Annotated in this window: 21 protein-coding genes, 1 other RNA gene and 1 pseudogene; 5 read left to right on the top strand and 18 right to left on the bottom strand. The window is 66.6% G+C overall.

The window, feature by feature from the left end:
• Nucleotides 1-20: 20 nt before the first annotated feature.
• Together secA and ACSYAO_RS03250 are read right to left on the bottom strand one after the other, a co-directional pair.
• Nucleotides 21-2753, bottom strand: a complete 2733-nt coding sequence (secA, locus tag ACSYAO_RS03255; protein WP_032129708.1) for a preprotein translocase subunit SecA — start codon at nucleotides 2751-2753, stop codon at nucleotides 21-23.
• 341 nt (nucleotides 2754-3094) lie between these two features.
• Nucleotides 3095-4051, bottom strand: a complete 957-nt coding sequence (locus ACSYAO_RS03250; protein ID WP_049461620.1) for a M23 family metallopeptidase — start codon at nucleotides 4049-4051, stop codon at nucleotides 3095-3097.
• A gap of 12 nt (nucleotides 4052-4063) precedes the next feature.
• Between ACSYAO_RS03250 and ACSYAO_RS03245 the strand changes: the two genes are divergently transcribed.
• Nucleotides 4064-4513: a DUF721 domain-containing protein gene (locus ACSYAO_RS03245; RefSeq protein WP_005408086.1), complete on the top strand. Its 450-nt coding sequence runs from the start codon at nucleotides 4064-4066 to the stop codon at nucleotides 4511-4513.
• Nucleotides 4514-4795: 282 nt separating this feature from the next.
• Here ACSYAO_RS03245 and lpxC read toward each other — a convergent pair whose 3' ends face one another.
• The 15 genes and pseudogenes from lpxC to ACSYAO_RS03170 form a co-directional block, all read right to left on the bottom strand.
• Nucleotides 4796-5707: a UDP-3-O-acyl-N-acetylglucosamine deacetylase gene (gene lpxC / locus ACSYAO_RS03240; protein WP_005408085.1), complete on the bottom strand. Its 912-nt coding sequence runs from the start codon at nucleotides 5705-5707 to the stop codon at nucleotides 4796-4798.
• A gap of 205 nt (nucleotides 5708-5912) precedes the next feature.
• The gene (gene ftsZ / locus ACSYAO_RS03235) at nucleotides 5913-7148 is read right to left on the bottom strand and encodes a cell division protein FtsZ (RefSeq protein WP_043397963.1); all 1236 of its coding nucleotides are present in this window, start codon (nucleotides 7146-7148) and stop codon (nucleotides 5913-5915) included.
• Between the two features lie 170 nt (nucleotides 7149-7318).
• The gene (ftsA, locus tag ACSYAO_RS03230; protein ID WP_005408083.1) at nucleotides 7319-8554 is read right to left on the bottom strand and encodes a cell division protein FtsA; all 1236 of its coding nucleotides are present in this window, start codon (nucleotides 8552-8554) and stop codon (nucleotides 7319-7321) included.
• 68 nt (nucleotides 8555-8622) lie between these two features.
• Nucleotides 8623-9300: pseudogene (locus ACSYAO_RS03225) on the bottom strand (cell division protein FtsQ/DivIB); the annotation flags it as partial.
• Nucleotides 9297-10259, bottom strand: coding sequence for a D-alanine--D-alanine ligase (locus tag ACSYAO_RS03220; RefSeq protein ID WP_049399805.1), 963 nt, complete (start codon nucleotides 10257-10259; stop codon nucleotides 9297-9299). The pseudogene ACSYAO_RS03225 and the gene ACSYAO_RS03220, both read right to left, overlap by 4 nt.
• Complete coding sequence (murC, locus tag ACSYAO_RS03215) at nucleotides 10256-11692, bottom strand: UDP-N-acetylmuramate--L-alanine ligase (RefSeq protein ID WP_012510048.1); 1437 nt, start codon at nucleotides 11690-11692, stop codon at nucleotides 10256-10258. The genes ACSYAO_RS03220 and murC overlap by 4 nt, the downstream gene beginning before the upstream one ends.
• A gap of 40 nt (nucleotides 11693-11732) precedes the next feature.
• A complete protein-coding gene (gene murG, locus ACSYAO_RS03210; RefSeq protein ID WP_049461621.1) occupies nucleotides 11733-12821 on the bottom strand; it encodes an undecaprenyldiphospho-muramoylpentapeptide beta-N-acetylglucosaminyltransferase in 1089 nt (362 codons plus the stop codon).
• Complete coding sequence (ftsW, locus tag ACSYAO_RS03205; RefSeq protein WP_049399807.1) at nucleotides 12818-14140, bottom strand: putative lipid II flippase FtsW; 1323 nt, start codon at nucleotides 14138-14140, stop codon at nucleotides 12818-12820. The genes murG and ftsW overlap by 4 nt, the downstream gene beginning before the upstream one ends.
• Nucleotide 14141: 1 nt before the next feature.
• Nucleotides 14142-15227 (bottom strand): phospho-N-acetylmuramoyl-pentapeptide-transferase, encoded by a 1086-nt coding sequence (gene mraY / locus ACSYAO_RS03200; RefSeq protein ID WP_010481929.1) that lies wholly within the window; start codon nucleotides 15225-15227, stop codon nucleotides 14142-14144.
• Nucleotides 15217-16611 carry a UDP-N-acetylmuramoyl-tripeptide--D-alanyl-D-alanine ligase gene (locus ACSYAO_RS03195; RefSeq protein ID WP_049461622.1) on the bottom strand — a complete coding sequence of 465 codons (1395 nt, stop codon included), beginning with the start codon at nucleotides 16609-16611 and terminating at the stop codon, nucleotides 15217-15219. The genes mraY and ACSYAO_RS03195 overlap by 11 nt, the downstream gene beginning before the upstream one ends.
• Nucleotides 16608-18116, bottom strand: coding sequence for a UDP-N-acetylmuramoyl-L-alanyl-D-glutamate--2,6-diaminopimelate ligase (locus ACSYAO_RS03190; protein ID WP_049461623.1), 1509 nt, complete (start codon nucleotides 18114-18116; stop codon nucleotides 16608-16610). Before ACSYAO_RS03190 ends, ACSYAO_RS03195 begins: the two co-directional genes overlap by 4 nt.
• Nucleotides 18113-19957 carry a peptidoglycan D,D-transpeptidase FtsI family protein gene (locus tag ACSYAO_RS03185; RefSeq protein ID WP_049461624.1) on the bottom strand — a complete coding sequence of 615 codons (1845 nt, stop codon included), beginning with the start codon at nucleotides 19955-19957 and terminating at the stop codon, nucleotides 18113-18115. The genes ACSYAO_RS03190 and ACSYAO_RS03185 overlap by 4 nt, the downstream gene beginning before the upstream one ends.
• The gene (ftsL, locus tag ACSYAO_RS03180) at nucleotides 19954-20217 is read right to left on the bottom strand and encodes a cell division protein FtsL (protein WP_005412242.1); all 264 of its coding nucleotides are present in this window, start codon (nucleotides 20215-20217) and stop codon (nucleotides 19954-19956) included. Before ftsL ends, ACSYAO_RS03185 begins: the two co-directional genes overlap by 4 nt.
• A complete protein-coding gene (rsmH, locus tag ACSYAO_RS03175; protein ID WP_012510046.1) occupies nucleotides 20214-21182 on the bottom strand; it encodes a 16S rRNA (cytosine(1402)-N(4))-methyltransferase RsmH in 969 nt (322 codons plus the stop codon). The genes ftsL and rsmH overlap by 4 nt, the downstream gene beginning before the upstream one ends.
• Before the next feature lie 14 nt (nucleotides 21183-21196).
• Entirely contained in the window at nucleotides 21197-21598 is a 402-nt protein-coding gene (locus ACSYAO_RS03170; protein WP_008266948.1) for a division/cell wall cluster transcriptional repressor MraZ, read from the bottom strand.
• Between the two features lie 368 nt (nucleotides 21599-21966).
• On the opposite strand from ACSYAO_RS03170, the gene ACSYAO_RS03165 reads away from it, so the two are divergent.
• Both ACSYAO_RS03165 and ACSYAO_RS03160 read left to right on the top strand, forming a co-directional pair.
• Nucleotides 21967-22755 carry an NRDE family protein gene (locus tag ACSYAO_RS03165; RefSeq protein ID WP_049461626.1) on the top strand — a complete coding sequence of 263 codons (789 nt, stop codon included), beginning with the start codon at nucleotides 21967-21969 and terminating at the stop codon, nucleotides 22753-22755.
• A 361-nt stretch (nucleotides 22756-23116) separates the two neighbouring features.
• Nucleotides 23117-23596 (top strand): DM13 domain-containing protein, encoded by a 480-nt coding sequence (locus ACSYAO_RS03160; protein ID WP_049461627.1) that lies wholly within the window; start codon nucleotides 23117-23119, stop codon nucleotides 23594-23596.
• A gap of 123 nt (nucleotides 23597-23719) precedes the next feature.
• Here the strand turns inward: ACSYAO_RS03160 and rnpB are convergent.
• Nucleotides 23720-24071, bottom strand: an RNA gene (gene rnpB / locus ACSYAO_RS03155) — RNase P RNA component class A.
• Between the two features lie 178 nt (nucleotides 24072-24249).
• On the opposite strand from rnpB, the gene ACSYAO_RS03150 reads away from it, so the two are divergent.
• Nucleotides 24250-24909, top strand: a complete 660-nt coding sequence (locus ACSYAO_RS03150) for a type IV toxin-antitoxin system AbiEi family antitoxin domain-containing protein (RefSeq protein WP_177179501.1) — start codon at nucleotides 24250-24252, stop codon at nucleotides 24907-24909.
• Nucleotides 24906-25775 carry a nucleotidyl transferase AbiEii/AbiGii toxin family protein gene (locus ACSYAO_RS03145; protein ID WP_197573250.1) on the top strand — a complete coding sequence of 290 codons (870 nt, stop codon included), beginning with the start codon at nucleotides 24906-24908 and terminating at the stop codon, nucleotides 25773-25775. Before ACSYAO_RS03150 ends, ACSYAO_RS03145 begins: the two co-directional genes overlap by 4 nt.
• Nucleotides 25776-25819: the final 44 nt, after the last annotated feature.

Below are 25819 nucleotides of genomic sequence, written 5' to 3'. Positions count from 1 at the left end.
TTTCGCGGGGCTCTTCGGGGTCAGCTCAGCTGGCCGTGGCAGTGCTTGTACTTCTTGCCACTGCCGCACGGGCATGGATCGTTGCGGCCGATCTTCGGCTCATCGCGCTGCGCCTGTGCAATGCCCTGCTGGGCAGCCTGCACCTGCGCGGCTTCCTCGTCGGCACTGTAGCCGCCCACGTCCTGGTGCTGGAACTGCGACTGGCTCAGGCGCGCTTCGGCCTGCTGGCGTTCGGCTGCTTCCAGCGCCTGCACTTCCTCGTCGCTGCGGATGCGCACGCGCGACAGCAGGGTCACCACTTCGCGCTTGACGTTCTCCAGCATGTCCGAGAACAGCTCGAAGGCTTCCTTCTTGTACTCCTGCTTCGGCTGCTTCTGCGCGTAACCACGCAGGTAGATGCCCTGGCGCAGGTAGTCCATGCGCGCCAGGTGCTCCTTCCAGCTCTGGTCCAGCACGGTCAGCATCACGTGCTTCTCCAGCGCACGCATGGTTTCCTCACCGACACCGGCTTCCTTCTCGGCGAAGTGCTGGTTGACGCGCTCCTGCACCTTGGCGGCGATGGCTTCGGCGTCCAGCTCTTCGTGCGACTTGACCAGATCGGTCAGCGACATCTGCAGGCCGAAGTCCGACTCCAGGGTTGCTTCCAGGCCACGCAGGTCCCACTGCTCGTCGATCGAGTTCGGCGGCACGAAGCGGGCCACCACGTCGAAGATCACGTCGTCGCGGATGCCGTCGACGTTGTCCTTCACCGACTCGGCGTCCAGCAGCTCGTCGCGCTGGGCGTAGATCACCTTGCGCTGGTCGTTGTTGACGTCATCGAAGTCCAGCAGGTTCTTGCGGATGTCGAAGTTGTGGGCCTCGACCTTGCGCTGCGCCTTCTCGATCTGGCGGCTGACCAGGCGGTCCTCGATGACGTCGTCTTCCTTCATGCCCATCATGCGCATGGCCTTCTGCACCCAGTCGGAGGCGAAGATGCGCATCAGGTTGTCTTCCAGCGACAGGTAGAAGCGGGACGAACCCGGGTCACCCTGGCGGCCCGAACGGCCGCGCAGCTGGTTGTCGATACGGCGCGATTCATGGCGCTCGGTACCGACGATGTGCAGGCCGCCGGCAGCCTTGACGGCCTCGTGGCGCTTCTGCCAATCGGCCTTGACCGCGGCCTTCTGTTCGTCGGTCGCGCCTTCGCCCAGCTCGTGGATCTCCGCTTCCAGCGAACCGCCCAGCACGATGTCGGTACCGCGGCCGGCCATGTTGGTGGCGATGGTCACGGCCGCCGGACGGCCGGCATTGGCGACGATGGTCGCTTCGCGGTCATGCTGCTTGGCGTTGAGCACTTCGTGCTTCACGCCCGCCTTGCGCAGGTGCTCGGACAGCATTTCCGAGGTTTCGATCGAGGTGGTACCCACCAGCACCGGCTGGCCGCGCTTGGCGCACTCTTCGATGTCGGCCAGCACCGCATTGAACTTGCCCTTGCGGTTCAGGAATACCTGGTCCGGGCTGTCCTTGCGGATGGTCGGGCGGTTGGTCGGGATCACCACCACTTCGAGGCCGTAGATGCTCTGGAACTCGAAGGCTTCGGTATCAGCCGTACCGGTCATGCCGGACAGCTTCTTGTACATGCGGAACAGGTTCTGGAAGGTGATGCTCGCCAGCGTCTGGTTCTCGCGCTGGACCGGCACGCCTTCCTTCGCTTCCACCGCCTGGTGCAGGCCATCGGACCAGCGGCGGCCGGACAGGGTGCGGCCGGTGAACTCATCGACGATGACCACTTCGCCATCGCGCACGATGTAATCCACGTCACGCTGGTAGATCGCGTGCGCGCGCAGCGCGGCGTTCAGGTGGTGGACCACGGTCAGGTTCTGCGGCGCGTACAGGCCTTCGGTCTCGCCGTCGAGGATGCCGGCCTCGACCAGCAGCTGCTCGGCGTGCTCCATGCCCGCTTCGGACAGGTGCACCTGCTTGCCCTTCTCATCGACCCAGAAGTCGCCTTCGCCGTCTTCCGCTTCCTGCTTGACCAGGTTCGGCACGACGCGGTTGACGCGGATGTACAGCTCCGGGGAATCGTCGGCCGGGCCGGAGATGATCAGCGGGGTACGCGCTTCGTCGATCAGGATGGAGTCGACTTCGTCGACGATGGCGTAGTGCAGGCCGCGCTGGTAGCGGTCGGCCTTGGACAGCGCCATGTTGTCGCGCAGGTAGTCGAAGCCGAATTCGTTGTTGGTGCCGTAGGTGATGTCCGAGGCGTAGGCTTCGCGCTTGTCGCTGTGCGGCATGCCCGGGTACACCACGCCCACGCTCAGGCCCAGCCAGTTGTACAGCTTGCCCATCTGCGCGGCGTCGCGGCGGGCCAGGTAGTCGTTCACGGTGACCACGTGCACGCCCTTGCCTTCCAGCGCGTTGAGGTACACCGGCAGGGTCGCCACCAGGGTCTTGCCTTCACCGGTGCGCATTTCTGCGATCTTGCCCAGGTGAAGCACCATGCCGCCGATCAGCTGCACGTCGTAGTGGCGCATGCCCAGCACGCGGCGACCGGCTTCGCGGCAGACCGCGAACGCTTCCGGCAGCACCTTGTCCAAGGCTTCACCGTCGGCGATGCGCTGCTTGAACTCCGGCGTCTTGGCCTGAAGCTGCTCGTCGGAAAGCTTCTCGATCTCCGGCTCCAGCGCATTGATCTTGGCGACGATGCGGTTGAGCTGGCGCAGCTGTCGTTCGTTACGACTGCCAAATACGCGGGTAAGCAGGCTGTTGATCATTGAAGGAACCGGGTTGGATGGACACGACGCCCGGCCTCCCCCTTGGGATCCGTCCGCCGCAAACGAAACAGGGCGCCTGGCGCCCTGTCGATGGCAACACCCATTGTAGCTTGGGACGGCCGCAAGGGGTTTCAACCCTTTGGCGGCAATGGCATCCGAACACTCCCGGTAGTGCCGGCCGCTGGCCGGGTACGCGTCAGCGCATGCGCGCTGGCGCTCCCACGCTTCGCTGCGCGAACCGTGGGCCCCACTTACCTCGCCTCCACACCCCCGCGCCTACGGCGCTGCCCCCGTACTCCGGGGGCGGTAGTGCCGACGGCAGCCGGCACCCCAATGGGGCATCAGCCGCGGCTGACGCGGCCGACCGGCGTGTTGCCGCCGTCGCCGAGGAACTTGCGCGGGTTGACCACGTTGCCGTTTTCCCACACTTCGAAGTGCACGTGGGCGCCGGTCGAACGACCGGTGGAACCGGCCTTGGCCACTTCCTGCCCGGCACGGACCAGGTCGCCGACCTTCACCACCAGGCGCGAATTGTGCGCGTAGCGGGTGACGTAGCCGTTACCGTGGTCGACGTCGACCACGTTGCCGTAGCCGCCCTTCACGCCGGAGAAGCTGACCACGCCTTCGGCCACGGCCATCACCGGGTCACCGACCCTGGCGTGGAAGTCCATGCCCTTGTGGGTGGCGGCACCGCGGCCGAACGGGTCGGCACGGGTGCCGAAACCGGAGGTCACGTAGCTGTTGCGGATCGGCATGCGCGACGGCACGGCGTTCTGCTGCAGCTGGTGGTCGAACATCAGCGATTCCATCACCGACAGCTGGCGGCCTGAAGCAGCGAAGCGCTGCTCCAGCACCTGTAAGTCGGCGTTGACGTCCTTGACCGGGATGTCGCTGGTCGGGCCGCCGGCGTCGCCGTCACCGAGACCGGGGGTCTCGTTGAAGTCGAACTCGCCGTCTTCCAGCTTGCCCATCTGGGTCAGCCGTTCGCCGAGGGCGTTGAGGCGGGTGGCCTGGGCCTGCAGCTCGCCGAGGCGGGCCGCCAGCGCGTTGACCTGGGTCTGCGCATCGCGCTTGATCTTGGCCAGCTCTGCATCCTGGCGCTCGACCTTGGCCTGCAGGCGGGAATCATTCAGCGCGCTGGCGCCAATGCCGCCGGCAAGGCCGATAATGCAGCCTACCCCGAGCACGCTGCCCAGCAGGGCGCGGGGGCGGTCCTCGAAATAGAACCGCAAACGCGCGATCGGCGACGCTTTGGCCTGTCCTTCACGCGTTTTGATTACGATCTTTTTGAATGCCATCAGTGAGTTTTCATGTCTGAGCCGAAATCCAGCGTTCGCCCCGCGTCAGTGCCGAAGCCGGCGCTGGATGCGGTGATGGCGGACAAAAGCGGGAACCCGCTGCGGCGTGCCTTGTGGCTTGACGCGCTGGACCGTCAGTTGCGCCCCCAGTTGCCGCCACCTCTGCGCAGCCGTTGCCGGCTGGCCAATGTGGACGGGGAACACCTCGTTTTTCTCGTCGAGTCCCCGGTCTGGCATGCCAAGTTGCGGCTTGCCGAAGCCCAGTTGCTCGACGCGGCCCGTTCCATCGGGCTGAAGGCCACCAGGGTGACCATCAAGACTGCGTCTCCCACTCCCACGCGCTCCCCAGCGCTCGACAACCGGAATGGACCCCACGCAGTTTCAGCCGCCACGCACAAAGGGCTACGCGACGCCTTGGCTTGCCTGCAGGACGTTCCTTCGAAGCCGAAGAAGCGGTCCTGACGACAACGGAGCATCCGGCTCCGCTCCCCGTCGCGCGTGTCACCACGGCGTGAAACATTTCGGGGGCCGGGTCGCATCCTAGCTGCCATCCGGGGGCCTGTCGTTAGATTGTTGTTAAAACTACGTTAAATTCAGGCTTCCGATCCAACAGGTTCACAAAACCGTGACCTCGAACCGGCCTTGACGCGCGTCAAGCATGCTGAATGCGCCGGACACGCCTGAAACGACAACGCCGCCCTGGAAGGCGGCGCTTTTGTCTTTCAATTCAACGATCTACAGGAATCAGGCGTAGGCCGGAGTGGCATATTCCACCGGGTCCGGGGTGGCCGGCGAGTCGAAGCTGACCCATTCCCAGGCGGTGGCGTCGGCCATCAGCGCCCGCACCAGCTTGTTGTTGAGGGCGTGACCGGACTTGAAGCCTTCGTAGGCACCCAGCACCTGGCCACCGGCCAGATAGAGGTCGCCGATCGCGTCGAGGATCTTGTGGCGCACGAATTCGTCGGCGTAGCGCAGGCCGTCTTCGTTGAGCACGCGGAACTCGTCCAGCACGATGGCGTTGTCCATCGAACCGCCCAGGCCCAGGTTGCGCTCGCGCATGTATTCCAGGTCGCGCATGAAACCGAAGGTGCGCGCGCGGGAGATTTCCTTGGTGTAGGCCAGCGTCGAGAACTCGATTTCCTGGCGCGACTGCTTGGCCGGGATCATCGGGTGATCGAACTGGATGGTGAAGCCCAGCTTGTAGCCCTCGTACGGGCTGAAGCGGGCCACCTTGTCGCCCTCGGTCACTTCCACGGTCTTCAGCACGCGGATGAAGCGCTTGGGCGCATCCTGTTCCACGATGCCTGCCGACTGCAGCAGGAACACGAACGGGCCGGCCGAACCGTCCATGATCGGCAGCTCGGCCGAGGACAGTTCGACGATGATGTTGTCCACACCCAGGCCGGCCAGCGCCGACATCAGGTGTTCGACGGTCTGGATCTTGGCGTCGTTGCAGGTCAGGCCGGTGCACAGGGTCACTTCGGTGACCAGTTCGGCCTTGGCCGGCACTTCCACCACCGGGTCCAGGTCCACGCGACGGAACACGATCCCATGGTTGACCGGTGCCGGGCGCAGGGTCATGTAGACCTTGTCACCGCTGTGCAGGCCAACGCCGGTGGCGCGGATCGTGTTCTTGAGGGTGCGTTGCTGGATCATGGGGGATGGGCCGGAAGTGACACATTAGATTAACACGCGCCCTCCCCTACCCTGGCTGAAACGCCAGTGAAGGCTGCAGGCAGGACGCACCGGCACGCCGTGGGGACGCGCGTGAAGCAGGGCAGCCGGACCCATCCTGGCCCGGCGCCCGCGTTTTCAGGACATGGTGGCGCAACCCGGGGAGGACAAGCCCCGGGTGCCCCGCTTAGTCCGCCTGGCGGCGCAGGAACGCCGGGATGTCCAGGTAGTCGTTCGGCAGTTCCGCCGCCGCCGGGGCCGAAGCGGCCGGGGCCGAGGGAGCGGAGGCTGCCGCGGTATCGCTGCTGGCGCGACGCAGGCCCAGACCCATGCCGCCCACGGCCTTGGACACGGCGTCGCCGCCGTTGTCGAAGTCACCGAATTCCGGCTGGCCGGTGGTGGCATTGCGGACCAGCTTGATCGGCGCACGCTCGCCCGGACGCTGGGTCTTGCTGGCCGACACGCGGTTCAGGCCGGTAGCGACCACGGTCACGCGCACTTCGTCCTGCATGTCCGGATCCAGCACGGTACCGACCACCACGGTGGCGTCTTCGGAAGCGAAGCCATCGATGGTGCGGCCGATTTCGTCGAACTCGGCCATGGTGAAGTCGGCGCCGGCGGTGATGTTGACCAGGATGCCGTTGGCACCGGCCAGGTTCACATCGTCCAGCAGCGGGTTCTGGATCGCGGCTTCGGCGGCGGCCTGGGCGCGGTCATCGCCACGGGCGGTGCCGGTACCCATCATCGCCAGGCCCATTTCGGACATGACGGTGCGCACGTCGGCGAAGTCGACGTTGATCAGGCCCGGACGCACGATCAGGTCGGCGATGCCCTGCACGGCGCCCTGCAGCACGTCGTTGGCGGCACGGAAGGCCTGGATCATGGTCGCGTTGCGACCCAGCACGGTGATCAGCTTCTCGTTCGGGATGGTGATCAGCGAGTCGCAGTGCTGGCTCAGTTCCTCGATGCCCTTCAGCGCCACCTGCATGCGGCGACGGCCTTCGAACGGGAACGGCTTGGTGACCACGGCCACGGTCAGGATGCCCATTTCCTTGGCCAGCTGTGCCACCACCGGCGCAGCGCCGGTGCCGGTACCACCGCCCATGCCGGCGGTGATGAACACCATGTCCGCACCCTGCAGGGCGTCCATGATGCGCTCACGGTCTTCCAGCGCGGCCTGACGGCCGACTTCCGGGTTCGCGCCTGCGCCCAGGCCCTTGGTCACGTTGGTACCCAGCTGCAGCTGCAGCTTGGCACCGCAATTCTTGATGGCCTGCGAGTCGGTGTTGGCGGTGATGAATTCCACGCCGTCCACCGCCGAGTTGACCATGTGCGCCACGGCATTGCCGCCGCCGCCGCCCACGCCAACCACCTTGATCACCGCATTGGGTGCCATCTTTTCGATCAGTTCAAAATGCGCCATGTCCGTGTCCTCGTTGTATCCGCTTTGGCTGGCATGGGCATTCGGGCGTCCTGCCGTCCTGCTGCATGCCGACGTTGCGGCTGTGTGGGTTGTGTGTTGCCGGTGTTGCGTTGTGCTACGGGTACTGCGGGTGCTGCGCCCGGGCGATGCCCGGTGTTACGGGTTCCGCGTCAGAACTCGCCGCGGAACCAGGTCTTGAGTTTCTTGAACATGCTTCCAGCGCGCCCGGTCGGCAGCGACGGCCGCCGCGGGTGCTCGATCTGGCTGCCCATCAGCAGCAGGCCCACGCCGGTGGCATGCACCGGGTTGCCCACCACTTCGCCCAGGCCGGTGACGTGCTGCGGGATGCCCACGCGAACCGGCATCTGCAGCATTTCCTCGGCCAGTTCGACCACGCCTTCCATCTTCGAAGCGCCACCGGTCAGCACCATGCCGGCGCGTACCAGTTCCTCGAAGCCGGAGCGGCGCAGTTCGGCCTGCACCATCTCGAAGATTTCCTCGTAGCGGCCCTGCACGGCCTGCGCCAGCGAATGGCGCGGCATGCGGCGCGGCGGGCGGTCGCCCACCGACGGCACCTGGATGCTTTCCTCGGCGGTGGCCAGCTGGGCCAGGGCGCAGGCATAGCGCACCTTGATCTGCTCGGCTTCCGGGGTCGGCGTGCGCAGCATGTGCGCGATGTCATTGGTGACGTGGTCGCCGGCGATCGGCAGCGAAGCCGTGTGGCAGATCGCGCCCTGCACGAACACCGCGATATCGGTGGTGCCGGCGCCCATGTCGACCAGCACCACGCCCAGCTCGCGCTCGTCAGCGGTCAGCACCGCCACGCTGGAGGCCAGCGAGGACAGCACCAGGTCGTCCACCTGCAGGCCGCAGCGCTGGACGCACTTGCTGATGTTGGCCGCAGCCGACTGCGCGCACACCACCAGGTGGGCATGCACTTCCAGGCGCACGCCGGTCATGCCGACCGGGTTGCGGATGCCTTCCTGCGAATCGTCCAGGACGTACTCGCGCGGGATCGCGTGCAGGATCTTCTGGTCGGCCGGAATCGCCACGGCCTTGGCCGCATCGAGCACGCGATCCAGGTCGCCCCAGGTCACTTCGCCGTCGCGGATCGGCACGATGCCGGGCGAATTCTTGCACTGCACGTGGTTGCCGGAGATCGAGGCATACACCGAGCGGATCTCGCAGCCGGCCATCAGCTCGGCTTCTTCCACCGCGCGCTGGATCGACTGCACGGTCGATTCGATGTCCACCACCACGCCACGCTTGAGCCCGCGCGACTCGTGCGAGCCGATGCCGATCACTTCGATCGGGTTGCCCGGCGAGTACTCGCCCACCAGCGCCACCACCTTGGAGGTGCCGATGTCCAGCCCAACGATCAGCGATTTGTCACCCTTGCGATTCATGTCCTTTCCTGCGTCCTGCTGGCTGGGGTCGCCGGCGTTTTCGCCGGCGTGGCCGGGGTACCCCAGCTCAGCGTGAAACCATTGGTGTAACGGAGATCGGCGCGCTCGATCGGCGCGTCCTGACGGTTGAGCTGCGGCAGCACCTTGACGAAGCGCTGCATGCGCGAGCGCGCGTCGTCGCGGCCGACCACCACTTCGGTACCGTTGCTCAGCACCAGCGACCAGCTGCCGCGCGCATCCATCGTCACCCGGCGCACGTCGACGCCGGCCGGTGCGAACAATGCACGCGAGTCGCTGTACAGCTTCATCACTTCTTCGGTCTGGCTGTCGGGGCCGTCCAGTTCGGGCAGCGCCAGATCGGCCAGCTTCTTCGGCGTGGGGAACAACTTGCCCTGCTCGGAAACCAGGCGGTCGTTGCCCCAGCGCGCGAACGGCTTGTGCTCGACCAGGGTCACTTCCAGCACGTCCGGCCACTGCTTGCGCACCTGCGCGCTTTCCACCCACGGCAGCTGCTCCAGGGCGTCCTGCGCGTCCTGCAGCTTGACCGCGAAGAAGCCCGCATGCGCGTACGGCAGCAGCACCTGCTGCAACTGCTCGGCCGGCACCCGCTTGAACTCACCATGCACGCGCAGCTTCGCCAGCGGCCAGCGCTCGGCGCCGACCCAGCCATTGACCACGGCCACCACCGGCAGTGCAACCACCGACAGCGCCAACAGCCAGACGAAGATGCGCAGCACCGCGTTCATGCGTGCGAGGCCTCCAGGGTCTGTTCCAGCACGCGCCACACCAGCTCTTCGAAGCTGATGCCGGCCTGGCCTGCGGCCTTGGGCACCAGCGAATGGCTGGTCATGCCCGGCGCGGTATTCACTTCCAGCAGGAAGAAGCGACCGCTGCTGCGGTCACGCATCACGTCCACGCGGCCCCAGCCACGGCAGCCGGCGGCACGGAACGCGGCCAGCGCGATGCGGCGGATTTCCTCTTCGTCGTCACCATCCAGGCCTGGGCACAGGTACTGGGTGTCCTCGGCGATGTACTTGGCGTTGTAGTCGTACCACTGGCCCTTGGGCACGATGCGGATCGACGGCAGTGCGACATCGCCGAGGATGGCCACGGTCAGCTCGTCGCCCACCACCATCTGTTCCATCAGCAGCTGGCCGTCGTAGCGCGCGGCCAGCGCCACGGCTTCATCGAGGCCCGCGTCATCGGTGACCCGGCTGATACCCACGCTGGAGCCTTCATTGGCCGGCTTCACCACTACCGGCAGGCCCAGTTCGGCTGCCAGTGCATGCACCGTGGTCGCGTCCACCTTCCGGTACTGCGGGGTGGGCAGGCCCAGCGACAGCCACACCTGCTTGGTGCGGATCTTGTCCATGCTCAGCGCCGAGCCCAGCACGTTCGAGCCGGTGTACGGCACGCCGAAGGCGTCCATCAGGCCCTGCACGATGCCGTCCTCACCGCCACCGTTGTGGCCATGCAGGATGTTGAACACGCGATCGATGCCACCGGCGGCGAGCGCCTTGGCCAGCGCCGGAATGCCATCCACCGCGAACGCATCGACGCCGCGCGACTGCAGCGCTTCCAGTACGTTGCGGCCGGAGTCCAGCGACACCTCGCGTTCGCTGGAGCTGCCGCCGAGCAGCACGGCGACGCGGCCGAACACGGCCGGGTCGGTCACGCGCAGCGGCGGGAAGGTCAGCGCGCTCACGCCTCGCCCTCCCCCTTGAAGCCTTCCACCGCAATATGGGTGGCCACGGCACCGATGTCGCCGGCACCCATCATCAGCAGCAGGTCACCGTCCTGCAGCACGTCCGGCAGCACGCTGGCCAGCTCGGCGGCCTTGCCCACCACCACCGGCTCGCTGCGGCCACGCGCACGGATGGCGCGGGCCAACGCATGCGAATCGGCACCAGCAATCGGTTCCTCGCCGGCCGGGTAGACCTCGCTCAGCACCAGTGCATCGACGCTGGACAGCACCGCGGCGAACTTGTCGAACTGGTCGCGGGTACGGCTGTAGCGGTGCGGCTGGAAGGCCACCACCAGGCGCTTGTCGGCCCAGCCACCACGGGCGGCGGCAAACACCGCTTCCAGCTCGCTCGGGTGATGACCGTAGTCGTCGATGATGCGGACCTTGGCGCCGCTGGCGGTGGTCACTTCGCCCAGATCGTTGAAGCGACGGCCGACACCGGCGAAGCCTTCCAGTGCGCGCGCGATCGCGTCCGGTGCCACGCCCAGCTGCCAGCCCACCGCAGCGGCGGCCAGCGCGTTGAGTACGTTGTGCTTGCCCGGCAGCGCCAGCACCACTTCCTGGCTGGTGCCCTGCGGCAGGCGCAGGGTGAAGCGCATGCGCGAGCCTTCCTGCACCACGTTCTCGGCGCGCACGTCGGCCTGCGGGCTCATGCCGTAGCTCATCACGTGGCGCGGGGTCTTGGCAGCCAGAGCCGCGACTTCTGGATCGTCGATGCACAGCACCGCCAGGCCGTAGAACGGCAGGCGCTGCAGGAACTCGGCGAACGCCGCCTGCACGCGGGCAAAGTCGTTGCCGTAGTTCTCCAGGTGATCGGCGTCAATGTTGGTGATGATCGACATCAGCGGGTTCAGGCGCAGGAAGCTGCCATCGCTTTCGTCGGCCTCGGCCACCAGCCACTGTCCACCGCCCAGCTTGGCGTTGGCGCCGGCAGCCAGCAGCTGGCCACCGATCACGAACGTCGGGTCGAGCCCGCCTTCGCTCAGCACTGCAGCGGTGAGGCTGGTGGTGGTGGTCTTGCCATGGGTACCGGCCACAGCGATGCCGCGGCGGAAGCGCATCAGCTCGGCCAGCATCGCCGCACGCGGCATGATCGGAATACGCTGGCTGCGCGCTTCCATCAGTTCCGGGTTGTCTTCGCGGATGGCGCTGGAGACCACCACGCAGTCGGTGCCCAGCACGTTGGCTGCGGAGTGGCCGCGCATGATGCGCGCACCCAGGCTGGCCAGGCGACGGGTCGCCACGTTGTCGGCGTTGTCCGAGCCGGACACCTCATAGCCCAGCGTCAGCATCACTTCGGCGATACCGCTCATGCCGGTGCCGCCGATGCCGACGAAATGCACGCGCGGGAACGCGCGCACCAGGTCGTTGGTGTCGTGCAGGCGACGGATCATGCGCGGCCTCGCGCAGGGCAGGCGCGGTGGCATGCCTTCTTCATACAGCTTCCTCAAGAATGATATCGGCGATGCGCTCGGCGGCATCGACCTTGGCCAGGGCACGCGCGGCTTGCGCCATCTGCATGCGGCGGGCGGGATTTTCGGACAGATCGCGCAGCAGTGCGGCAATGCCGTCGGCCAGCGTTCCGTCCTGCTTCAGCAAAACCGCCGCGCCGCGTTCGACCAGGTACTCCGCATTGCGGGTCTGGTGATCGTCGACGGCAGCGGGGAAAGGCACCAGCACGCTGCCGACACCCACCGCACACAGCTCGGCCAGCGTCGAAGCGCCCGCACGGCACACCACCAGATCGGCCCAGGCAAAGGCCTCGGCCATGTCGGCGATGAACGGCGTGATTTCAGCCTGCACGCCGGCCTTGGCATATGCCTCGACCGCTTCGGCATGCAGCTTTTCGCCGCTCTGGTGGCGAACCTGCACCGGCACACTCGTGCCCAGCGCAGCAATCGCCTGCGGCACGCCGGTGTTGAGCGCACGCGCGCCCTGGCTGCCACCGACCACCAGCACGCGCAGCGGACCCTGGCGGTCAGCGAAACGCTGTTCCGGCGGTGCGATGGCGGCGATCTCCGCACGTACCGGGTTGCCGACGAACTCTTCGCCCTTGGCGAAGGTGCCCGGGAAGCCGGTCAGCAGCCGGCGCGCATAGCGCGACAGGATGCGATTGGTCATGCCGGGAGCGCGATTCTGTTCGTGCACCAGCAGCGGCAGGCCGTGCAGGCGTGTGGCCATGCCCCCCGGGCCGGACGCGAAACCACCGAAGGCGACCACCGCACGCGGCTGGCGCTTGCGGATGATCATGCCGGCGGCACGCAGCGCGCGCATCAGCCGCCACGGCGCGCCCAGCAGGGCCAGCTTGCCTTTGCCGCGCAGGCCGGTGATGGCCAGCGTGTCGATCGGAATGTCGTGCTGCGGCACCAGGCGGGTTTCCATCGCACCATCGGCGCCCATCCAGGTGACCGGTACGCCGCGCGCGCGCAGCACGCGGGCCACGGCCAGGCCGGGGAAGATGTGACCGCCGGTGCCACCGGCCAGGATCATCACCGGGCGCACGTTATCGGTGGCTGCGCTCATGACAGCCTCCCGAAGGTCGGTTCGATGCGCGACTGCAGGCGGCTGGTACCGCGTGCGGCGTTCGCTGCAGCGGCAGCCGTCGGCTCGGCGCTCATCGGCACGCTGGCCGCAGCCGGTGCGGCCGGCGCGTCCACGGGTGCATCGGCCACGGCCTCGTCGCCACCGCCGATGCGCACGGCCTGGCGACGCTCGGCGCGCTTGAGCTCATAGGAGACGCGCAACAGCAGGCCCATCGCCACGCAGGTCATCAGCACCGACGAACCGCCGGAGGAGATCAGCGGCAGGGTCAGACCCTTGGTCGGCAGGATACCCAGATTCACGCCGATCGAAACGAAGGTCTGCATGCTGATCCACAGGCCGATGCCGAAGGCGATGTAGCCGGAGAAGTGGCGCTTCATTTCCACGCAGCGCATGCCCAGCCAGAACGTGCGGCCGACCAGCAGCGCGTACAGGGCCACGATCACGCAGGTGCCGAGGAAGCCGAACTCCTCCGCGGTGACCGAGAAGATGAAGTCGGTATGTGCTTCCGGCAGGTAGTACAGCTTCTGCACCGAGTTGCCCAGGCCAACGCCGGTCCACTCGCCGCGGCCCACGGCCATCAGCGCGTTGGACAGCTGGTAGCCGTCGCCCTGCTGGTCGGCCCACGGGTCGAGGAAGGAGGTAATGCGGCGCATGCGGTACGGCTCGATGATCGCCAGCGCGCTCATGCCGACCAGGCCGATGATCACCGGCATCGACATGCGCGGCATGTTCACACCGCCCAGCACCAGCATGCCGGCGGTGATCGCCAGCAGCAGGGTCGAGGAACCGAAGTCCGGCTGCAGCAGCAGCAACAGCACCAGCGCACCGGCCACGCCCAGTGGCTTGAGCATCGCCGGCCAGGTCGCGTTGACCTCGTCGCGGAAGCGCACCAGGTAGCTGGACAGCCAGACGATATAGAGCACCTTCACCGCTTCCACCGTCTGGAACTTGGAGATGCCCAGATTGATCCAGCGGCGTGCGCCGTTGACCGTGCTGCCCAGGCCCGGTGCGAACACCGCCAGCAGCAGCACGAAGCAGCCCAGCAGCAGCATCTGGTTGTACTGCTCGATGGACTTCAGTTCAGTGCGGGCGGCTACGACCGCCAGCACGATACCCACCGCCAGGAAGATCAGGTGGCGGTTGAGGTAGTAGAACGGGCTGCTCATCAGAGCGATCGAGCTGGACGCCACCATCACCACGCCGATGCCCGTGAGCGCGATGATCGCGCCCAGCAGCCACTTGTCGTAGCTGCCTTCGATGGCCTCAAGGCGTGTTGCCTGGCGGGACAGGTCGTTCATCTCAGCGCACCTTCAACGTGGCCAGGCCGATCAGCACGAGCACGACCGAGATGATCCAGAAGCGCACGATCACGCGCGGCTCCGGCCAGCCCTTCAGTTCGAAGTGATGGTGGATCGGTGCCATGCGGAACACGCGCTTGCCGGTCAGCTTGAACGAGGCGACCTGGATCATCACCGACAGCGTTTCGATGACGAACACGCCGCCCATGATCACCAGCACCAGCTCCTGGCGGGTGATCACTGCGATCGTACCCAGCACCGCACCCAGCGCCAGCGCGCCGATGTCGCCCATGAACACCATGGCCGGATAGGTGTTGAACCACAGGAACCCCAGGCCCGCACCGGCGATGGCCGCGCAGATGATGACCAGCTCGCCGGCGCCCGGGATCTGCGGGATCTGCAGGTAGTTGGCAAACACCACGTTGCCCGAGGCGTAGGCGAACACGCCCAGTGCGCAGGCCACCAGCACGGTCGGCATGATCGCCAGGCCGTCCAGGCCGTCGGTGAGGTTCACCGCGTTGGAGAAGCCGACGATCCAGAAGTAGGCGATGGCCACGAATCCGATGCCGGCCAGCGGCAGCGCGATCGACTTGAACATCGGGATGTAGAAGGTCAGCGCCGCCGGCACGTCGGCCGTGTAGAACAGGAACAGGCCCGCGGCCAGGCCGAAGATCGACTGCAGCAGGTACTTCCAGCGCGACTTCAGGCCGTTCGGGTCGCGGCGGACGATCTTGATCCAGTCGTCATACCAGCCGATGGCGCCGAAGCACAGCATCACCGCCAGCACCAGCCACACGTAGCGGTTGCGCAGGTCGGCCCACATCAGCACCGACAGGGTGATGGTGAGCAGGATCAGCGAACCGCCCATGGTCGGCGTACCGGCCTTGGAGAAATGGGTCTGCGGACCGTCCTTGCGGATCGGCTGGCCGCCCTTGAACTGGGCAAGCTTGCGGATCATCGCCGGGCCGAGCCACAGCGACAGGAACAGGGCCGTCAGCGCGGCAAGGATGGCGCGGAACGTCTGGTAGTTGAACAGCCCGAACAGGCTCTCCAACTGCTGCAACCATCGAGCCAGTTCATACAACATGCGGGGATTCCTCTCCTTGCGCCAGCAGCGCTTTGACAATCGTGTCCATGGCGCTGCCACGGGAACCCTTGACCAGGCAGCGCACGCCGGCGTGCAGCTCGTCCTTCAGCGCCTGCGACAGCGCGTCATGGGTGGCGAAATGACGGCCGCCTTCACCGAAGGCGGTGGCGGCAGCGGCGCTGAGCGGGCCCAGCGCATACAGGCGCTTGAGGCCAGCAGCGCGCGCGCGGAGCCCTGCCTGCGCGTGCAGCGCTTCGGCGTCCGGACCCAGCTCGCGCATGTCGCCCAGCACCAGCCAACCCTCTTCCGGCGCGGCGGCCAGGGCGTCGATGGCCGCGGCCAGCGAACCGGGGTTGGCGTTGTAGCTGTCGTCCACCAGCACCGCGCCGTTGCGCAGCTGATGGGCGATCTGGCGGCCCGGTACCGGCTGTGCTTCGGCCAGGCCGGCCGCGATCAGCGCCAGATCGACACCGGCGGCCAGCGCCAGGCTGGCAGCGGCCAGCGCATTGCTGACGTTGTGGCGACCCGGCAGGCCCAGCACCACGCGGGCTTCGCCGCCCGGTGCGACCAGGGTGAACTGGCTGCCCTGCGCGCCGGCGCGGATGTCGCGCGCGGTGATGTCCGCGGTGTGCTCCAGGCCATAGCGCAGTACGCGGCAGCGCGGCGGGGTGCCGACGAAGTGCTGTTCGAACCAGCGGCCGTAGGCATCGTCGACGTTGATCACCGCCACGCCATCGGCCGGCAGCGCGGCATAGATCGCGCCCTTGGTCACTGCCACGCCGAGCAGGCTGCCCATGCGTTCCAGGTGCGCCGGGGCGATGTTGTTGACCAGCGCATAGCGCGGGCGGGCGATGTCGGTCAGGTAGGCGATGTCACCCGGCTTGCCCGCGCCCATCTCGTAGACAGCGTAGTCGGCATCTTCCGGGGCATCGATCACTGCCAGCGGCAGGCCGATCTCGTTGTTGCGGTTGCCCGGGTTGGCGTAGACCACCTTGTGCGCATGACGGGCCACCTGCTGCAGGATCGACAGCAGCAGGCTCTTCACGCTGGTCTTGCCGTTGCTGCCGGTGATCGCGAACACCTCGGTATCGCGGTCGCGCTGCATGCCGGTGGCGATCTTCGCCAGCGCCAGTTCGCTGTCGGCCACCAGCACCTGCGGCAGTTCGATCGGCAGCAGGCGCTCGACCAGCAGCGCGCTGGCACCGCGCGCCTGCGCGTCGGCGGCAAAGTCATGGCCATCGAAACGCTCGCCGCGCAGCGCCACATACAGGCTGCCCGGGCCGAGGCTGCGGGTGTCATTGCTGACCGCATCGATGGCCACGTCGTCGCCGTGGATCTCGCCGCCGGCCCAGTGTGCGATCAGCGAAAGCAGAGTGCGCTTCATGCGATGCCCTCCCCGGCCTGCGCGCTGAGCACACCGGCCTTGGCTGCCAACGCAGCGGCGGCCACTTCGGTGTCGTCGAAGTCATGGCGCACGCCATTCACCTCCTGGTACGGCTCGTGGCCCTTGCCAGCGATCAGGATGATGTCGCCGGCACCGGCACGCTTCACCGCCAGGCCGATCGCACGCGCGCGGCTGCGCTGCACGGTCACGGCATCGGCGTTCTGGAAGCCGGCCAGGATGTCGGCCACGATCACGTCGCCGTCTTCGCCACGCGGGTTGTCGTCGGTAACGATGACCTGGTTGGCCAGGCGCTCGGCGATCGCAGCCATCTGCGGGCGCTTGCCGGTATCACGCTCGCCACCGCAGCCGAACACGCAGAACAGCGTGCCCTGCAGGTGGCCGTGCAGGCTGTCCAGCGCCTGTTCCAGTGCGTCCGGGGTATGTGCGTAATCGACCACCACGGTCGGCAGGCCGTCTTCGCCGCCCAGGCGGTTCATGCGGCCACGGATCGGCTGCAGCGCCGACAACACCTCGGCAATGCGCGGCAGCGGCTGACCCTGCGCGTGCAGGGTGCCGGCCACGGCCAGCAGGTTGTCCACGTTGAAGCGGCCCAGCAGCGGCGACTGCACCGCCGCGCGCTGGCCGTCGATGACCAGTTCGAAGGCAATGCCACGGCCGTCCAGCTGCAGCGCCTCGGCGCGCACGCTGGCATCGGTGGCACCGCGCGAGCTCAGGCCGATCGGTTGCACGCCCGCCGGGAGGCCGGCGAACAGCTGGCGACCGAACGCGTCGTCAAGATTGATCACCGCGGCCTTCAGTCCCGGGCGATGGAACAGCCGTGCCTTGGCCGCGCCGTAGCTGGCCATGTCGCCGTGGTAGTCCAGATGATCGCGGGTGAGGTTGGTGAATACCGCCACGTCGTAGTGCACCGCATCCACGCGGCCCTGGTCCAGCGCATGCGAGCTGACTTCCATCGCCACCGCGCGCGCACCGGCATCACGCAGCTGCGCCAGCAACGCATGCATCTGCAGCACCAGCGGCGTAGTGAAGCCGGTCGGCTCAACTGCACCGTAAAGTCCGGCGCCCAACGTGCCGATACTGCCACTGGGCGTTCCGAGCAGGTGCCAGGCCTGGGCCAGCAGCTGCACGGTGGAGGTCTTGCCGTTGGTGCCGGTCACGCCCACCATCGCCATCGCCCGCGACGGTGCGCCATGGAACTGGTCGGCCATCGCACCCATGCGCGCGCGCAGGCCCGGCACCGCAATCGCATCGGCCGGTGCCGGCAGTTCGACCGGTGCCGGCGGTTCGAACAGGATGGCGCCAGCGCCGGCCGCACGGGCCTGCTCGACAAAGCCCAGGCCATGCGCGCCGAAACCGGCGATGGCGACGAAGGCATTGCCGGGGCGCACGGCGCGGCTGTCCAGCACCAGGCCGGTCAAAACGGGATCGTGGCCCGCCAGGGCCACATCCGGAAGCAACTGCGAAAGCAACATCGAAGGACTCATTGCGTGCCTCCCGTAGCGGGCGGCGTCTGGGCTTGCGCGCTGGGCAGCGCAGCGTCGAATTCAGCGGCGGCATCCACCGGCAGCGCGGCCTCGGCCGGCGGCGCGGGCAGGATCGAGGCCGAATGGCCGACCTTGCCGGACTGCTGTGCGGCCAGCCACGACTGCAGGTCGTCCAGCGGCACGTCCATCAGGCGCAGGGTGCCTTCCATCACGTTGTGGTAGACCGGCGCCGACACCAGGCCGCCATAGAACTTGCCGGCCTGCGGGTCGTTGATGACGATGACGGTGGCGAAGCGCGGATTGGTGGCCGGCACCACGCCAGCGAACAGCGCGTTGTAATGGCCGCGCTCGTAACCGCCGGGGCCGGCCTTGCGCGCGGTACCGGTCTTGCCGGCCACGCGGTAGCCCAGCACCGCCGCCTGCTTGGCGCCGCCCTGGGTGACCACGGTTTCCATCATCGCCACCACCTGCTTGGCGACGTTCTCGTCGATGATCTGCTGGCCTTCGTTGCGCTGGCCCTTGACGAAGGTCGGCGCGATCAACCTGCCACCATTGGCCAACGCCGAATAGGCAGTAGCGATCTGCAGAGGGGTGACGTTCAGGCCGTAGCCGTAGGACATGGTGGTCTTGGTGGTGCCTGACCAGCGCGCCGGGCGCAGCACGACGCCGCCGGATTCACCCGGGAAACCGCTGTGCGGCACCGAGCCGTAGCCGAAGCGGCGCACGCCGTCGTAGAACACCTGGTCCGGCATCTTTGCCGCGACCTTGGCCGCGCCCACGTTCGAACTGCGGGTGATCACGCCGGTCACGTTCAGCACGCCGTTGTTGCGCGGCACGTCGCGGATGGTGAAGCGGCCCAGGGTCATGTAACCCGGGTTGGTATCGATGATGGTGTCCTTGGTCACCGCACCGGCCTGCAGCGCAGTGGCAATGGTCAACGGCTTCATCGTCGAACCCGGCTCGACCAGGTCGGTCACTGCACGGTTACGGCGCGCATCGGGCAGCGCGCCGGTCAGCGAATTCGGGTTGTAGGTCGGCAGGTTGACCATGGCCAGGATCTCGCCGGTGGTCACGTCCATGATCACCATCGAACCGCCGGCCGCCTTGTTGGCCACCAGCGCGTTGCGCAGTTCCTTGAACGCCAGGTACTGGATGCGGCGGTCGATGCTGAGGGTCAGGTCCTTGCCCGGTTCGGCGGCGCGCAGCAGATCGCTTTCGACGGTCTCGCCCTTGCGGTTGCGGATCACCCGCTTGGCACCGGCCTTGCCGCGCAGCCATTCGTCGAACGCCAGCTCCAGGCCTTCCTGGCCGCGGTCGTCGATGTTGGTGAAGCCCAGCACGTGCGCCATCGCCTCACCCTGCGGGTAGAAGCGGCGGAACTCGCGCTGCGCGGCCACGCCCGGAATCTTCAGCGCGACCACCTTCTCTGCCTCGTCCGGATTGATCCGGCGGCGCAGGTACATGAATTCCTTGTCCGACTTCTGCGACAGGCGGCTGCTCAGCTCATCCACCGACATGCCGACCGCCTGAGCCAGCTCAGGAATCCGCTCGGGCGAACGCAGCAGGTCCTGCGGGTTGACCCAGATCGAAGCGACCGGGGTCGACACCGCCAGCGGCTCGCCGTTGCGGTCGGTGATCATGCCGCGCGAGGTCTTGATCGGCAGCTCGCGCAGGTAGCGGGCTTCGCCCTGGCGCTGGTAGAAATCGCTGTTGATGATCTGCACGTAGGCCGCGCGGCCGACCAGCGACACCGAGCACAGGCCGAGCGCCAGGGCAACCCAACGCAGGCGCTGGCGCAGGTTGAAGGCGTTGCGCGGGCGGTTGCGGCCGGTCTTGCTCATGGGCGCACCACCACGATGTCGGCGGCCTCGGGGAACTTCATGCCGAGCTTCTCGCGGGCGATGCGATCCACACGGTTGGCTTCGGCCAGGGTGGCCTGTTCCAGCTGCAGGCGGCCGAATTCCAGATTGATGTCATCGCGCTTGCGCTCAGCGCGCGACAGCTCGATGAACGTCTGCCGGTGACGGTGACGCACGAACACGACGCCGATCGCCGAGGCCACGGTCGAGGCCAACAGGATGATCAGCAGCAGCCGGCTCATGCATCGGCCTCCCGCTTCTGGGCCACGCGCAGCACGGCGCTGCGGGCACGCGGGTTGGCCGCCAGTTCTTCGTCGGTGGCCTTGATGGCGCCACCGATCAGATCCAGGGTCGGCACGAACACCTCCGCCTCGGGCAGGCGGCGGTTGGCCGGCGGCGCCTTGGCCAGGCGGTTCATGTACTGCTTGACGATTCGATCTTCCAGCGAGTGGAAGCTGATGATCGCCAGGCGGCCGCCGGGCTTGAGCCGTTCCACGGCCGCATCGAGCCCGGCTTCCAGATCGGCCAGCTCGCGGTTGATGTGGATGCGGATGGCCTGGAAGCTGCGCGTGGCCGGGTGGATCTTGTCCTTGCCGCGCGGCATCACCGAGGCGATCAGCTCAGCCAGTTCGGCGGTGCGGGAGAACGGCTGTTTCTCGCGGCGGGCCACGATGGCACGGGCGATACGGCGGCTCTGACGCTCTTCGCCGTAGGTCCACAGCACGTCGGCAATCTCGCGATCTTCGACGCGGTTGATCCACTGCGCGGCGCTTTCACCGCTGTCCGGGTCCATGCGCATGTCCAGCGGGCCGTCCTTGCCGAAGCTGAAGCCACGCTCGGCCACGTCCAGCTGCGGCGACGACACGCCCAGGTCGAACAGCACGCCGTCCAGGCCTTCAGCCGTCGCATCCCACTGCAGCAGCTGGGCGAAGCTGCCACGGAAGATGGACACGCGCGGGTCCGGCGCGAAATCGCGCTCGGCTACGGCGATGGCTTCCGGATCCTTGTCCATGACCAGCAGGCGCCCCTCGGGACCGAGCTGGGTGAGCACGCCACGTGCATGACCGCCACGACCGAACGTGCCATCCAGATAACGTCCGTTTTCGATCACCCTCAGGCCTTCAAGGACCTGGGTGTACAGGACCGGCAGGTGCACCGCCGGCGACTGCGACACCGGAAGGTGACCGGCCTGCGCTTCTGGGCGCATCCGGGCACCCCGGCTCACAACTTCAGGTCGAGCAACCCATCACCCAGATCCTCGTCAGACAATGTCTGCTGGATCAGGGCCCGATGCGCCTGCTCGCTCCACAATTCGAACTTGTCGCCCATACCGAGCAATACCGCCTTCTTCTCAATGCCCACCGCACCGCGGTGGCTGGCGGGGATGCTGATGCGACCGTTGCCGTCCAGCTCAAGATGGGCGGCCGAGCCGACCAGCTTCTGCTGCAACAGGCGCACGACGCGCTGGGTGTTGGGCTTGGACATCACGTCGTCGCGGACCCGCTCCCATTCCGACTCTGCATACAGCCACAGGCAGCCGGCTTCGAACGGGTTGTAGGTCAGCACGAGACGGTTGTTGCTGGCGCGCGCGACGAGGTCGCGGTAAGCGGTGGGAACCGCCATGCGCCCTTTATCGTCAACTGTGATGGCCGTCTCGCCCTGGAACACGACGCGTGCACCTATCCTTCGCCCGGTGAAACATTGAACCACGAAAACCCACAAAACACCCGGATTTCCCTCTGATGCCCACCTTAGCAGCGGCCGAAGGGTTGTCAACAACTTTTCAGCGGGGAAATCGCCAGCCACATCAATGGCTTGCAACAACCTTTAGAGAATTGTTCAAGGCTTATCCACAAGTTGCTGATCCGTCTCAATTTTTGAGATTGAACGGAAGTTCAGGGCTGTGGACAGCGCGTGAAACATCGGCCGCGCATTCATCCAAAACGGGCCGGAAGCGGCGCCAGACTGCGCAAACCGTGCACAATGAGGCCATGTGCCTGCTCGCTCTTGGCTGGATGCACCACCCGCGCTGGCGGCTGGTGATGACCGGCAACCGTGATGAGTTCCACGCCCGCCCGACGGCGGCGCTGGCCGCCTGGCAAGATGAGACCTCCGTCATCGGGGGGCGCGACCTGCGCTCCGGCGGCGGCTGGGCGGGCGTCGGTGCCGTAGGCCGGATGGCAGTGGTCACCAATGTGCGTGATCCGCTGGCCGCCCAGACCGGCCCTTCACGGGGCGCGCTGGTGGCCGACTTCCTGCGCGGCCGCGACCCGGCCGCCGTGCATATCGACCGGTTGGCAACGGTGGCCGGCGCCTACGCGCCGTTCAACCTGTTGCTGGCCGACGGCCACAGCCTGGAGTTCCTGGGCAACCACCCCGCCGAGCGGCAGAGCCTGGGCCCGGGCGTGCATGGCATGTCCAACGGTGCGCTGGACGCGCCCTGGCCGAAGACCCGGCGGCTGATGGCGGCCCTTGAAGCCTGGCTGCAGGAAGACCGGGTCAGATCCCTTTCGCAAAGCGAAAAGGATCTGACCCCGGACCTGACCCCGCTCTGGGCCGCCCTGGCCGACGAACATCGCCCCGCCGACAGCGACCTGCCCGACACCGGCATCGGCCTGGAACGCGAGCGCTGGCTGAGCCCCGCCTTCATCCGCGGCGACGACTACGGCACCCGCGCCAGCACCGTGCTGCTGATCGACGCCGACGGCCACGGCCAGATCCACGAGCGCCGCTTTGGCCCACAGGGCGCAGCCAACGGACAGAGTCACGTCATTTTCTGACCGGGTCGTGCCGGCCGCTGGCCGGAATCTCTCTCCAGCAGGGGTATTGCCTACCGTTGGCCGGAATCTCTTTCCAGCAGGGTAGTGCCGGCCGCTGGCCGGCAACCTCCGGATCTTCGGGCAGGCCACGCCGCTGCCGGCCAGCGGCCGGCACTACCCGTCACTGCGATCCAAGGCTGCCAACGTCATTCAGCTTCCGGACGCAGCGCCTTTCCGCCCGCGCCACAGGGCCTGCGTTGCCGCAGCCACCCCACTGTGCCCTTTTTGCGCTTGGCACTGTGTCTATAAATGCCGCCCGCAACCTCCCAAGGTGGTCATGCCCGGCACCATGCCGCGCGATCCACATCCACATGGAGGCCCCATGCGCCGCACCCTCATCCTGCTCGCCACCCATCTGCTCACTCTCGGCCTCGGCTTCGGCCTGGGCGTCTACTTCCTGCCGATCCTGATCGCTCCTGATGATCCGCCCGCAGCACAGGTGCAGGCCGCCATGAACGACGCCACCCATCACACCACGTTCCGCCGCGACCTCAAGGGCAGCGACGCGGTGCACTGGGCGGAAGGCAAGGTCAGCGTCAGCGCACGCCAGGTGGCCTTCGACGGGAAGATGGGACCGGGACCGGACTACAAGGTCTACCTGGTCCGCGATTTCGTCGACAACAAAGCGGACTTCCTGAAGATCAAGGCGCAGGCCCGGCGCATCGGCGAGGTGAAGACCTTCAACCGTTTCCTGGTCGATGTACCCGATGACGTCAACGTCGACGACTACACCACGGTGGTGGTGTGGTGCGAGCGCTTCTCGCAGTTCATTTCCGCAGGGCAGTACCGTACGCCGGGCTGACGAACGCGCGACGTCGAGGTAGTGCCGGCCGCTGGCCGGCACTCTGTCCGCCCTGCAGGCATCGTGAAGCTGCCGGCCAGCGGCCGGCACTACCGATGCGCGGTTCACGCATATGGAAGAAAGAGGCGGAGCCGGCCGATAAGCCGGGTTCTGTCGTGGACAGTCATTCCTCTAGGCGTTACGTCACCGCAACGCTCAAGCAACCTACCCGGATCCAACGCGGGCCGCGCCAAAGGATCCCTATTTGGTCTTGCTCCAGGTGGGGTTTGCCGTGCCGGTCTGTTGCCAGACTCGCGGTGCGCTCTTACCGCACCATTTCACCCTTACCGGCCTTCCGAAGAAGACGTAGGCGGTATCTTTCTGTTGCACTTTCCGTCGGCTTGCGCCGCCCAGGCGTTACCTGGCACCTTGCCCTATGGAGCCCGGACTTTCCTCGGCATCCCCGAAGGGATGACGCGACTGTCTGGCCGGCTCCGCCAACGCACATTCTAGCCTACGAACGCCCTTCCTGCCGTGCTGATCGCGGCATCCGGTTCATCCATCCACGCATGGCGTGGATCTACCGATTCCGCTGCTCTGGTGGGTGCGGATTCCGCTCTGGTGGGTGCGGACCTTGGTCCGCACCATTTACTCGTCACTCGCCGCAGCCAACGATGTTCCTTTTTGTCGGTCGATATTCAAAACACCCGACGTTATGGAACAATGCCGTCATGGGAAACGCCGAGGCCAAGGCACGAAAGCTATTGCGACGCGCAGGCACCCTGCGCGCCCGCGAACTGGTGACTGCCGGGATCGCCCGCGCCCAACTGACCCGCCTGGTCGAGGCAGGCGCACTCATCCGGCTGTCCCGTGGCGTCTACGCGTTGGCGGAAAGAAAGAGCGACGACACCGATGATGGACTGCGGATCATTGCAGAACGCCTGCCACACCCCCGTCTATGCCTGTTGAGTGCCCTGCGCCTGCATGGCCTGACCACTCAGGCACCATTCGAACGCTGGGTCTCCATCGGCAACAGCGACCGCGTTCCGCGGATCGACTGGCCGCCCCTCCGTGTGGTCCGCATGTCGGCAACGACCCTCAATGCGGGGCTGGAAGAACGTCGCGTAGGCGGACGTCTCATATACGTCAGCAACGTAGCCAAAACCGTCGTCGATTGCTTCAAGTTCCGCAATCTCGTAGGGCTTGATGTCGCACTTGAAGCCCTGCGTGACGCGCTTCACAGCCGTGCAACCACGCCGGATGCGTTGATGGAGTATGCGCGGATCTGCCGCGTTGCCAGACTGATGAGACCGTACCTCGATGCCCTGGCTTGATCCCCTCTCCAACACCTCCCCACCGCGTTGCTTCCATCCGGCAACGGCTGCTCGATCTCGCACGCAAGCAGGGTGAGGACTTTCAGTTCGTGCTGGACAGGTTCGCCGTTGAGCGCCTGCTCTACCGGCTCTCCGCTTCTCGATACCGCAACCAGTTCCTGCTGAAGGGTGCCATGCTGTTCGCAGTGTGGTTCGACGCGCCGCACCGCCCTACACGGGATGCCGATTTCCTGGGATCCGGCAGCGCTGAGCCCGATCGCCTGCTACATATCGCACTTTCGCTCTGTGGAATGCCCGGGGACGACGGCCTGCGCTTCGATCCAGGCAGCATCGTCATCGAGGCCATACGTGAAGAAGCCACGTACGAGGGGCTGCGCATGCGCCTGATCGCACATCTGGGCCGGGCACGCTGCCATGTGCAGTGGGACGTCGGGTTTGGCGACGCGGTGATCACCCCGCCGCCGGAAATCACCTATCCGGTGATTCTGGAAGGATTCCCTCCAGCCTGCCTGCGCGTCTATCCACGCGAAACCGTGTTTGCCGAAAAGCTCGAGGCTATAGCGGCACTGGGCATCGCTAACAGCAGGATGAAGGACTTCTTCGACTTGCTGGCACTGATCCGCGAAGACGCCATGGATCGCCCGCACCTTGTTGCGGCCATTGGCGCGACGTTTGATCGACGAAGGACCCCGGCGCCAACGCCCCTGCCCTACGGACTGACTCAGTCATTCGCCGCAGATACCCAGAAGCAGACCCAGTGGCGCGCCTTCCTGCGCAGGAATCGCCTGATCGCGCCGGACCTCTCTTCGGTGATTGCCGAGATTGCCAACTATCTGGACACCCTCGACACACCCGTACAGTCCTGACGTCGCAAGGCCTGGCGCTATCGGTCCGCCCGGGTGGGTGCAGA

Source organism: Stenotrophomonas sp. STK16_22 (assembly GCF_051984505.1).
Taxonomy (GTDB): Bacteria; Pseudomonadota; Gammaproteobacteria; order Xanthomonadales; family Xanthomonadaceae; genus Stenotrophomonas; species Stenotrophomonas maltophilia_A.
The sequence above is the reverse complement of the archived record's forward strand: the minus strand, read 5'-3'. Positions and strand labels throughout refer to the sequence as shown.

Excerpts from the sequence above, each read along its gene's own strand:
- secA (WP_032129708.1), bottom strand. The coding sequence starts at position 2,753 with ATGATCAACAGCCTGCTTACCCGCGTATTTGGCAGTCGTAACGAACGA.
- ACSYAO_RS03250 (WP_049461620.1), bottom strand. The coding sequence starts at position 4,051 with ATGGCATTCAAAAAGATCGTAATCAAAACGCGTGAAGGACAGGCCAAA.
- ACSYAO_RS03245 (WP_005408086.1), top strand. The coding sequence starts at position 4,064 with ATGTCTGAGCCGAAATCCAGCGTTCGCCCCGCGTCAGTGCCGAAGCCG.
- lpxC (WP_005408085.1), bottom strand. The coding sequence starts at position 5,707 with ATGATCCAGCAACGCACCCTCAAGAACACGATCCGCGCCACCGGCGTT.
- ftsZ (WP_043397963.1), bottom strand. The coding sequence starts at position 7,148 with ATGGCGCATTTTGAACTGATCGAAAAGATGGCACCCAATGCGGTGATC.
- ftsA (WP_005408083.1), bottom strand. The coding sequence starts at position 8,554 with ATGAATCGCAAGGGTGACAAATCGCTGATCGTTGGGCTGGACATCGGC.
- murC (WP_012510048.1), bottom strand. The coding sequence starts at position 11,692 with ATGATCCGTCGCCTGCACGACACCAACGACCTGGTGCGCGCGTTCCCG.
- murG (WP_049461621.1), bottom strand. The coding sequence starts at position 12,821 with ATGAGCGCAGCCACCGATAACGTGCGCCCGGTGATGATCCTGGCCGGT.
- ftsW (WP_049399807.1), bottom strand. The coding sequence starts at position 14,140 with ATGAACGACCTGTCCCGCCAGGCAACACGCCTTGAGGCCATCGAAGGC.
- mraY (WP_010481929.1), bottom strand. The coding sequence starts at position 15,227 with ATGTTGTATGAACTGGCTCGATGGTTGCAGCAGTTGGAGAGCCTGTTC.
- ACSYAO_RS03195 (WP_049461622.1), bottom strand. The coding sequence starts at position 16,611 with ATGAAGCGCACTCTGCTTTCGCTGATCGCACACTGGGCCGGCGGCGAG.
- ACSYAO_RS03190 (WP_049461623.1), bottom strand. The coding sequence starts at position 18,116 with ATGAGTCCTTCGATGTTGCTTTCGCAGTTGCTTCCGGATGTGGCCCTG.
- ACSYAO_RS03185 (WP_049461624.1), bottom strand. The coding sequence starts at position 19,957 with ATGAGCAAGACCGGCCGCAACCGCCCGCGCAACGCCTTCAACCTGCGC.
- ftsL (WP_005412242.1), bottom strand. The coding sequence starts at position 20,217 with ATGAGCCGGCTGCTGCTGATCATCCTGTTGGCCTCGACCGTGGCCTCG.
- rsmH (WP_012510046.1), bottom strand. The coding sequence starts at position 21,182 with ATGCGCCCAGAAGCGCAGGCCGGTCACCTTCCGGTGTCGCAGTCGCCG.
- ACSYAO_RS03170 (WP_008266948.1), bottom strand. The coding sequence starts at position 21,598 with ATGGCGGTTCCCACCGCTTACCGCGACCTCGTCGCGCGCGCCAGCAAC.
- ACSYAO_RS03165 (WP_049461626.1), top strand. The coding sequence starts at position 21,967 with ATGTGCCTGCTCGCTCTTGGCTGGATGCACCACCCGCGCTGGCGGCTG.
- ACSYAO_RS03160 (WP_049461627.1), top strand. The coding sequence starts at position 23,117 with ATGCGCCGCACCCTCATCCTGCTCGCCACCCATCTGCTCACTCTCGGC.
- ACSYAO_RS03150 (WP_177179501.1), top strand. The coding sequence starts at position 24,250 with ATGTTCCTTTTTGTCGGTCGATATTCAAAACACCCGACGTTATGGAAC.